This window comes from Sphingomonas bacterium (assembly GCF_903643065.1).
In the GTDB taxonomy this organism is placed as follows: domain Bacteria; phylum Pseudomonadota; class Alphaproteobacteria; order Sphingomonadales; family Sphingomonadaceae; genus Sphingomonas.
In genome coordinates this window covers 1-8,741 of record NZ_CAHJWX010000046.1, presented here as the reverse complement: position 1 = coordinate 8,741, position 8,741 = coordinate 1, and the positions used below count along the sequence as shown (strand labels likewise).

Here is an 8,741-nt window from a genome sequence, read left to right as displayed (position 1 = left end):
CGGGGGGAGGGGGTCCCGTGCGGCGCGTCGTCGTCCATAGGATCGCCATCACGATCATCGGCCTTCTCGCGTTTTGGCTGCTATGGAGCTTGGCCTACGAGATCGTCGTCGCCCTGCGCTGGGCGCCGTCCCGCTTCCCGGGGGAGGGAACCCGCCGATGGGCGTTGCTCCGCATGCAGAACGCCGATCGCTCGTTTGGCTTCGGCCTCATCGCCTGGCAGCATTTCTGGGCTCGACTCTCCTACGGTGCCACACAGGCGGAAGCGCTCGTCAGAGCAGGGCTGGCGGCGGCTTCGGTCGTCGGGCTCGGTCTCGCCGGCGCGCTCTTCACCTTCGTCAATCGGCCGCAGATGCCGTTTGGGTCGGCCCGGTTCGGCAGCCTCATGGACGCCGCGCGCCAAAACCTCACGGTCCAACAGGGCATCGTTCTCGGCACGATGAACGGGACGACCATCCGCTCGGACGAGCCGGCCCACATCCTCGTTGTCGGCCCTTCGCGGTCGGGCAAGGGCACCGGCTTCGTGCTGCCGAACGGCTATCTGTGGCAGGGCTCGGCCGTTTTCTTCGATCCCAAGCGGGAAAATTTCGAGGCGCTCGCCAACCATCGCACCGCGATGGGCAACAAGGTCTTCATGTTCTCGCCGGGGTCGAACGACACCCATCGCTATAACCCGCTGGATTTCGTGCGGCGCGACGAGCGGATGGCGACCGACTGCCTCGTGGTCGCGTCCTTTGTCATCCCGGAGAAGGCGGATGACACCTGGGCCGGAGCAGGAAGGCTGCTGCTCTCGGCGCTGATCGGCTACGTGCTGGCCTCGCCTCTGATCGTCGGCGCTCAGCACATGCGGACCGTCGCGCGCATGACGACGACCGGGAAGGACATCTCGACCGTCCTGCGCGCCATCGTGAAGACCGAGCGGGCCCACCTGCCGGCCTGGGTCACCGACAGCTTCAACCAGTACATCGCGCTCGAGCCGGAAACCCGGAACTCGGCCGTGTTCAACGTCAACATGGCCATGTCGCTCTGGAACAACGGCCTGATCGCCGCCGCCACCGAGACCTCCGACTTCGACATCCGCGAGCTCCGTCGTCAGCCCATGACGATCTTCATCGGATGCACGATCGCCGAGCTTGCCATCTTTCGCCCACTGATCCGCATCCTATTCCAGCAGATCCACGACCTCATGATGGTCCGGATCCCGGGGCCCGACGAGCCGCATCAGGTCCTGCTGATGCTCGACGAGTTCTATCACGTCGGCCGGATGGACTCGCTGATCTCCAAGATCACGATCAGCGCCGGCTACGGGTTTCGCATGGCGATCGTCATGCAGGATATCGCCCAGCTCGACGAGCTCTATGGCAAGAACACGCGGATCACGACGGTGTCGGGCTCGCAAATCAAGCTGTTCATCCAGATCAACGATCTCGACACGTCAGAATTCGTGTCGGAGATGCTGGGCGAGACGACACAGGTCTACAAGACGCCGGTGGCGCGGCCGGGGCAGGGGATCTTCGCGCCGCGGGCCTGGGCGCCGCACTACACGCCGCGACGGCTACGCAGCCCGCTCGAGCTGCGGGAGATGTCAGCGCGCGTCGCGATCCTGATGGTCAAGAACTCGCGGTCATTCGAGCTCACGAAGATCCGGCACTACAAGGATCAGCCTTATCGGCGGTTGTTTGAAGAGACGAAAGGAAATCTGCTTACGCCGCCGATCCTCAGAGAGTGGCAGGACGAAACGCTCGGCGGGGTGCTCGCGCAAGCTTCTCGGACAGCAGAAGCGGCAGACTCGGTGGCCGAGGTGGCTCAAATGAAGGTGGCGGAGAGCAAAAGCACTCGGAAACCGCCTACCGAGGCCAGTCGCCCAGCGTCGAAGCGAAAAACGAAGCCACATATTCCAGCCGACCGCGTTCCGATCGTCGTCCCGAAGGCCAAAGCCAGTCAGGCCAAGCCGCGCAAAGCCCTCACCCTCGGTGCCGCACCTCCGGTCCCTTCGGGAGACAGCTGCAACGTTCGAAACGTGCTGGAGGCATCCGCGTCCGCGCAGACGGATGAGTTCGAGACGATGGCTGATGTCACCTCGGGACTGCAGGAGACTGGCGTTCGGCTCGCCGCCAGTACTCTTCGTGAACTGCAGCAGGCTTTCGGAGATGACGAACGTTGACCGGCAAGCCCGGCTCTCATCGGCTGCTCCGCGCCCAGTCCCGCCGTTCCCGTCGACGGAAACATAAGGCGAAAGCGGACGTCCGTTGGGCAGGCTGCCTGCGCCAGAGATTATCTTACCAAGCGGCTGAGAGCGCGAGACTGAGGAGACCTGGCGAGGAATGGGCCGAGCTGGGCCAATATCTCGTCGGGCGCGTCTTCGGGCAGCAGGTGCCCGCCGGCGGTCGCGGCGCCACTGACGTCATCGGCCCATTGGCGCCAGGTCTCGACCGGCGTCACCCGGCCCGATCCCGCGTCCGCGCCGGGCCACAGCACGAGCAACGGGCAGGACAGCCTACGTCCCCTGGCGCGATCGGCGGTATCGTGCGCGAGGTCCTCGTCGAGCGCGGCACGGTAGTCCTCGCAGATCGCGTGGCGCACGGCGGGGTCGCGGAAGGCCGCGCGGTAGGCTTCGCGGGCGTCCGGCTCGATCACGTCGCGGCCTCCCGTCATCGTGGTGAGCGCGCGGTCGAGGAAGGCGTCCGGGTCGGCCGCGAGCAGCCGCTCGGGCAGGTCCGCCGCCTGGGCGAGAAAGAACCAGTGGGAGGCCCGTGTCGCAAAGTGGTGGTCGACCGCCGCCATCGCGTCCAGGGTCGGCACCACCGCCAGGCAGGCTAGGGCCGTGACCCTGTCCGGTTGGTCGAGGGCCATGCGGTAGGCGACCCGTGCACCGCGGTCGTGACCGACGACGGCGAAGCGATCGTGTCCGAGACTGGCCATCAGTTCGACCAGAGCTTTGCCGACACGGCGTTTGGTCCAACGCGGCGTCATCGCCTGCGGCCGGCTTGCCCCGTAGCCGGGAAGGTCGGGGACGACGAGGGCGTGGTGCTTTGCGAGAGCCGGCGCCATCCGCCGCCATGCGACATGCGTCTGAGGGTAGCCGTGCAGCAGGAGCACGGGCGCTCCCTCTCCGCCCACCACCCCCGCGAAGCTCACGCCACGCGCCTCGGCTTCGAGGCGACGAAATTTGGGGAAGAAAGGCGGAGCGGCCATTTGGGACGATAGTGGCATCAGACCGGTCTCTCGCTCAGGTCGGAACAAAGGGCGGCAGGCCGCGGCACGCTGGCTGTGCGCAGCTGAGTCAACGCGACGCCCGCCACGCAGACCAGGGCGCCTGCGACGAGCGGCAGGGTGATCGGCTCGTGCAGGACCACGACGCCGGCTACGATGGCGAAAACCGTTTGCAGCAGGGCAAAAGGTGCGATGCGGGCGAGCGAGAGACGCGCCACCAGCCAGAACCACAGCGCAAAACCCGCAACGGCGCCGAACAGCACGGCATAGGCCAGGGAGAGCCAGGCAAGCGGACCAGCGGTCGCCAGTGCAGCGCCCTGGCCGTGCTCCAGCACCGCCGAGGCGAGGCCGAGTTGCGGCGCCGCGAAGAGCGACAGCCATGCCATCAGGCGAAACGGTGGCAGGGGACCGAGCCGTTTTACCAACACGTTGCCGAGGCCCTGTGCAGCCGCCGCCCCGGCGACGAGCAGAATACCTACCGAGGACGCGACGCTGCCGGTGCTCGCGAGGGCCAGGGCGACGCCGGCGAAGGCCACCCCGAGGCCGACGACGACGCGGGTGGTTGGGCGCTCGCCGATGATCGGCCACGCCAGCAGCACGGTGAACGGCGTCATGAGCTGGGCCACCACGGCCGACAAGCCCGCGGGACTGAGCCGCAGTCCGGCAAAGAATAGGCCGAAGCCGAGGCCGCCGAAGAAGACGGAAACGAGTGCGGCCACCCCAACCTCGCGACGCGACGGACGGCCCGCGAAGGGCAGGAGGAGAACGGCGACCGCCGCAAAGCGGAGCGCGACGAACAGGAGCGGCGGGATGGCCGCAATGCCGACCTTGCTGGTGACAAACTGCACGCCCCACAGCAGAGCGACAAGCAGCGCGGCCGCGATTTCGACGAGCGACATGGGATGCTCCGCTCAGGCGGCTGCGAAAGCGGCGAGTTCGCGGTTGAAGCGCTCCGGGCACTCATAGAAGGGTGCGTGGGCGGCGCCTCTGTAGACCGACAGGCGAGCGTCGGGGTTCATCTCGAGGATACGGCTCGACATCTCGCGGCGCACGTGCTGGTCCTCGTCGCCCCAGGTCGCGAGCAGGCGGGGCACGGCAGCCCAGGCCGCATCCAGACCCTCGTGTCCGATGCGGACCACACCCTGCTGCACTTCGCGTGGCACCATGCCGTTGAAGACGAGCATGCGGCGAAAGTCGCCCTCGGGCGGCAAGGTCGAGAAGCAGGACGCCAGGAAGCTCGCAATGGCGTCGCTGCGCGTCGCGAGATCCGGCGAGGCCAGAGGCTCCGCATGGGCGAGCGCCGACGGGCCGAGAAGCTCGAAAGCGAGCTGGGTGACGGCGCCGACCAGGTTGACCCCGGCCAGGTGTCCGTGGCCATAGCGGGTGAGGTAGTGCCCGGTCACGAGAGCCCCGAGCGACCAGCCCACCAGGGTCGGCCGGCGCAGGCCCGCGGCCTCGATCACGGCCGCCAGATCCGCGGCCCAGAGTGCGGGATCGGCGTAGGCATCGACGCTCGCCGGCTTGGACGAGTCGCCATGGCCGCGCAGGTCGTAGGTGACGAGGTGGCAGGTCTCGGCCAGGACTCCTTGCGTCTGCCGCGACCAGCTGAGCCGGCTCTGGCCAAGCCCGTGGACCAGGAGGATCTCGGGTCCGGCTCTGTCGCCGTGATGCTCGGCCGCGAGTTCGAGCCCGTCGAGAGTAGCGACGCTGAAGCGCTCGCCGGTAAGTGAACGGGGCATGCCGATCCTTCAATCTGTAGCGTTCGATACAGACTAGACGCTTGCGGCCGGCCGTCAAGTGGTCTTTAGTGTTCGCTATGAATAAGCCGATCATCAAGCGGCGCGGCGGCCCGCGCACGTTCGACCGTGACAGCGCGGTCGAGACCGCGATGACGCTGTTCTGGCGCCACGGCTACGAGGGCGTGTCGATCAGCGATCTGACGGACGCCATCGGCGTTGCGCCGCCGAGCCTCTACGCGGCCTTCGGGAGCAAGGCAGGCCTCTACCGTGAAGCCCTCGATCGCTATGCGACCCTGCCGGGCGCCCTGGTCGGCCTCGGTCAGGCAGAAAGCCTCGACATGGCTGTGCAAGGGCTTCTCCGCGCTGCGGTCGATGGGATCGTCGACCCGGGCCTCGAGCGCGGATGCATGGTGTCGACCGGCCTGCTCGAGTGCGCGGTCGAGCACGGAGGACTGGCGCGCGACCTGGCGGCACGACGCCGCGCCGTACGCGATGCGGTTGCCGAAGCGCTGTCGCGCTGGCTCGACCCGCCGAAGGCAGAGGCGCTCGCCGGCTATCTCTGCGTCGTGTTGCAGGGCTTGTCCGTCCAGGCTCGGGACGGCGGAAGCCGAGAGGATCTTGAGGAAATGGCGGGCGAGGCCATGGCCGGCATACGAGCGCGCCGTCTCGGGACGCATCGATCCGGAAGCGGAGGCGGGCAAAATCCGTCGGCTGCTCCGCACTGATTGCACCCAAACCGACAGGCAGCTAATGGCCAGATCAGGCCATGAGAGTGATCAGTATCGAGTGCCAGACAGCTTCATTGACATCCCGCAGGTTCCAGTGCGTATTATACACACGGTGCAAAGCAAGGAGCTGATCCGTATTTTGCTAACAGGTGGGTGGGTTCTGGACCGAGTTCGCGGCTCGCATCACGTGTGCAGGCATTCAGGCCGGTCGAACCCCATTGTGGTTCCGCATCCGAGGAAGGAGCTTGGCGGCGGCCTGATCGCAGCAATCTGCAAACAAGCGGACATCAAGGACAGATGACAGTGCGATACCCCATTGCCATTGAGCGGGGAACCGAAGGTACGGCCTTCGGGGTCGTTGTCCCCGATTTGCCCGGTTGCTTTTCCGCAGGCGAAACCCTTGAAGAGGCGATGATGGGTGTTGAGGAGGCCGTCGCCGCTTGGATCGACGCCGCCCTCGATGCCGGCGACGCCATTCCCGTCCCGTCGAGGCTCGATGCCATCGAGGCAGACGCCGCCTATGCCGGCTGGACCTTGGCGGTCGTTAGTATCGATCCAGGGCTGCTTGATGACACGATCGAGCGTGTAAATATCACGCTACCGCGGCGCGTCTTGAAGCGCCTTGACGCGTTGGCGCGGGCGGCCGGCGAAAGCCGCTCTGGCTACATCGCACAACTGACGCTCGAAGAACCACGCCGAGTCGCTTGACATGATGCTAAGTTCCATAATGTTGATTATGCGAATCACATATGTAGATGCCCGATAGACATGTCACTATTCTCCCCGTTAGATGTGTCACTCTCCTCGCCCGATTGGTTCGAGGAGTTCTGTGCCCATGACGGTGATCGCAATGACCCGGCCGGAGATTGACCGCTTGCATGTGATACGCGACCTGGCGAACGACCGGATCACGGCGGCCGACGCGGCGCGGTTGATGGGCGTCTCGCGCCGTCATGTGTTCCGGCTGGCGATCGCCTATCGGACCCGCGGGGTGTCGGCGTTCGTGTCGTCGCGGCGTGGCAAGCCGAGCAATCGCCGGTATCCGCCGGCCTTCCGAACCGAAGCGATCGCGCTGGTCCGAGCTAACTACGCCGATTTCGGACCGACACTGGCGTGCGAGAAGCTCGCGGAGCGGCATGGCATCACGCTGGGTGTCGAGACGCTTCGGCAGTGGATGCTGGCGGAGGGCCTGTGGGCCGACCGCCGGCAGCGGCTCAAGCCGGTGTATCAGCCGCGCTATCGGCGTGACTGCGTGGGCGAACTCGTGCAGATCGACGGCTCGGAGCATTGGTGGTTCGAGGATCGTGGTCCGCAGTGTACGTTGCTCGTGTTCATCGATGACGCAACGAGCCGCCTGATGCATCTGCGCTTTGTGCACAGCGAGTCGACGTTCGATTACTTTGAGGCCTCTCGCGCTTATCTTCAGCGGTACGGCAAGCCGGTTGCCTTCTACAGTGACAAGCATGGGGTGTTTCGGGTTAACCGGAAGGATGCCGTGGGTGGTGACGGCATGACCCAGTTCGGCCGGGCGCTGGATCAGCTCAACATCGATATTATCTGCGCCAACGGTCCGCAGGCCAAAGGCCGCGTCGAGCGCGCCAACGGCACCTTGCAGGACCGCTTGGTCAAGGAGATGCGGCTGGCGGGTATCGCGACGATCGAGGCCGGCAACGCCTTCCTGCCGGCGTTCATGGACGATTACAATCGGCGCTTCGCCAAACCGCCCCAAAGCGACAAGGACGTGCATCGGCCGCTGCGGCCGGACGATCACCTTGACGATGCTTTCGCCTGGAAGGAGGAGCGGACCGTCTCGAACAGCCTCACGCTGCAATACGACCAGGTGCTGTTCATCCTCGAGCCCAACGAGATCACGCGGCCCCTCGCCCGCAAGCGCGTCACCGTCTTCGACTACCCCGATGGCCGCCTCGCGATCCGGCACAAGGGGCTGGATCTGCCGTACCGGGTGTTTGATCGGCAGCAGCGGGTCGATCCGGCGTCGGTGGTCGACAACAAGCGGCTCGGGGCCGTGCTGAGTTTCATCGCCGAGCGGCAGGCTCAGGTCGCGGTGACGCGGTCCAACAAAGCGCCACGACGCCGGGGGCAGGGCAACAGCCTGTTCAAGGTTGGATGATCGGCAAGACTGCAGCGCGGCTGCGCAACCCTGACCAGCTTCGCCGCGCTGCTCGAGCCAGGCAGGACGAGCGCCGTCAGGCAATCTACCCGCCCTGCCCCGTCCGCAGTGACATCTCTAACGGGCAGAAGCAGTGACATCTCTACCTTGCACCGACAACATAGGGTCATCGTTCTGATTGGCTTTTCGGCTTTCTGCGCGACAACCTCTCCTCCCGCCTCCGCACCCCCTGCCCCAAAGGACGATCGTTTGAAGGTTGCCCGGTCGTTAGCCTTCGTCAACGCAATCTCCGCCGCCCAGACGCCCACCGAGCTCGGCCGGCGGCTCGTCTGCCTCGCCGAGGCGTTCGGCTTCTCGTCGGTGTTCGGTGGCCTCGTGCCTCGCGCTCGGACGCCGAGAAAGGAGATCGCTCCGCTCGTCCTCGTCCAGCACGTGCCCGCAGACTGGGCCGGCCGCTACAACGACCGCGGCTATCTGTTTAAGGATCCGATCTTCCACCGGCTCCAAGCCGATCCTCAGCCCTTCAGCTGGGCCGACAGCTATGCATCCTGCCCCAGTCAGGCCGATCGCAAACTTGTCGGCGGCGAAGCTGCGGAATTCGGGCTGACCGGCGGCTTCGTCGTGCCGGTCATCACACTCGACGAGCGAATCGCGGCCGTATCCTTCGGCGGCGACAGGGCGGCGTTGGACCCTGAGGACGCGGGAAAACTGTCGTTCGCCGCCACCTGCGCCATCGGGCGCTTTCTGCAGCTGCACGCCTCTGTCGATCACGCGGCAGCCGGCGTCTCGGTGCGAGAGCACGAATGCCTGCTGTGGTCGAGTGATGGCAAGACCGAAGCAGACATTGCAGAGATCTTGGAGATTTCGACTTCGACAGTCAGCAAGCATATCGCGTCTGCTAAGGATAAGTTAGGCGCTGCAAATAAGGCACA

At 65.7% G+C, this 8,741-nt stretch carries 9 protein-coding genes; 6 read left to right on the top strand and 3 right to left on the bottom strand.

Annotation, left to right across the window (positions count from 1 at the left end; genetic code table 11):
- Positions 1-17: 17 nt before the first annotated feature.
- Positions 18-2,162, top strand: coding sequence for a type IV secretory system conjugative DNA transfer family protein (locus HUU95_RS03070; RefSeq protein ID WP_174278755.1), 2,145 nt, complete (start codon positions 18-20; stop codon positions 2,160-2,162).
- A gap of 110 nt (positions 2,163-2,272) precedes the next feature.
- Here HUU95_RS03070 and HUU95_RS03065 read toward each other — a convergent pair whose 3' ends face one another.
- The 3 genes from HUU95_RS03065 to HUU95_RS03055 form a co-directional block, all read right to left on the bottom strand.
- Entirely contained in the window at positions 2,273-3,097 is an 825-nt protein-coding gene (locus tag HUU95_RS03065) for an alpha/beta fold hydrolase (protein WP_217429750.1), read from the bottom strand.
- A 113-nt stretch (positions 3,098-3,210) separates the two neighbouring features.
- Positions 3,211-4,110, bottom strand: coding sequence for a DMT family transporter (locus tag HUU95_RS03060; RefSeq protein ID WP_174278753.1), 900 nt, complete (start codon positions 4,108-4,110; stop codon positions 3,211-3,213).
- Between the two features lie 12 nt (positions 4,111-4,122).
- Positions 4,123-4,950, bottom strand: a complete 828-nt coding sequence (locus HUU95_RS03055; RefSeq protein WP_174278752.1) for an alpha/beta fold hydrolase — start codon at positions 4,948-4,950, stop codon at positions 4,123-4,125.
- A 77-nt stretch (positions 4,951-5,027) separates the two neighbouring features.
- Here HUU95_RS03055 and HUU95_RS03050 point away from each other — a divergent pair, with 77 nt between their 5' ends.
- The 5 genes from HUU95_RS03050 to HUU95_RS03030 form a co-directional block, all read left to right on the top strand.
- Entirely contained in the window at positions 5,028-5,675 is a 648-nt protein-coding gene (locus HUU95_RS03050) for a TetR/AcrR family transcriptional regulator (RefSeq protein ID WP_174278751.1), read from the top strand.
- 25 nt (positions 5,676-5,700) lie between these two features.
- A complete protein-coding gene (locus tag HUU95_RS03045) occupies positions 5,701-5,979 on the top strand; it encodes a type II toxin-antitoxin system HicA family toxin (protein WP_217429749.1) in 279 nt (92 codons plus the stop codon).
- Positions 5,980-5,981: 2 nt separating this feature from the next.
- Positions 5,982-6,386 carry a type II toxin-antitoxin system HicB family antitoxin gene (locus HUU95_RS03040; protein WP_174278750.1) on the top strand — a complete coding sequence of 135 codons (405 nt, stop codon included), beginning with the start codon at positions 5,982-5,984 and terminating at the stop codon, positions 6,384-6,386.
- Between the two features lie 127 nt (positions 6,387-6,513).
- Positions 6,514-7,809, top strand: a complete 1,296-nt coding sequence (locus HUU95_RS03035; protein WP_174278749.1) for an ISNCY family transposase — start codon at positions 6,514-6,516, stop codon at positions 7,807-7,809.
- 249 nt (positions 7,810-8,058) lie between these two features.
- The coding region (locus HUU95_RS03030) for a LuxR family transcriptional regulator (RefSeq protein ID WP_174278748.1) at positions 8,059-8,741 on the top strand (683 nt) is incomplete at its 3' end.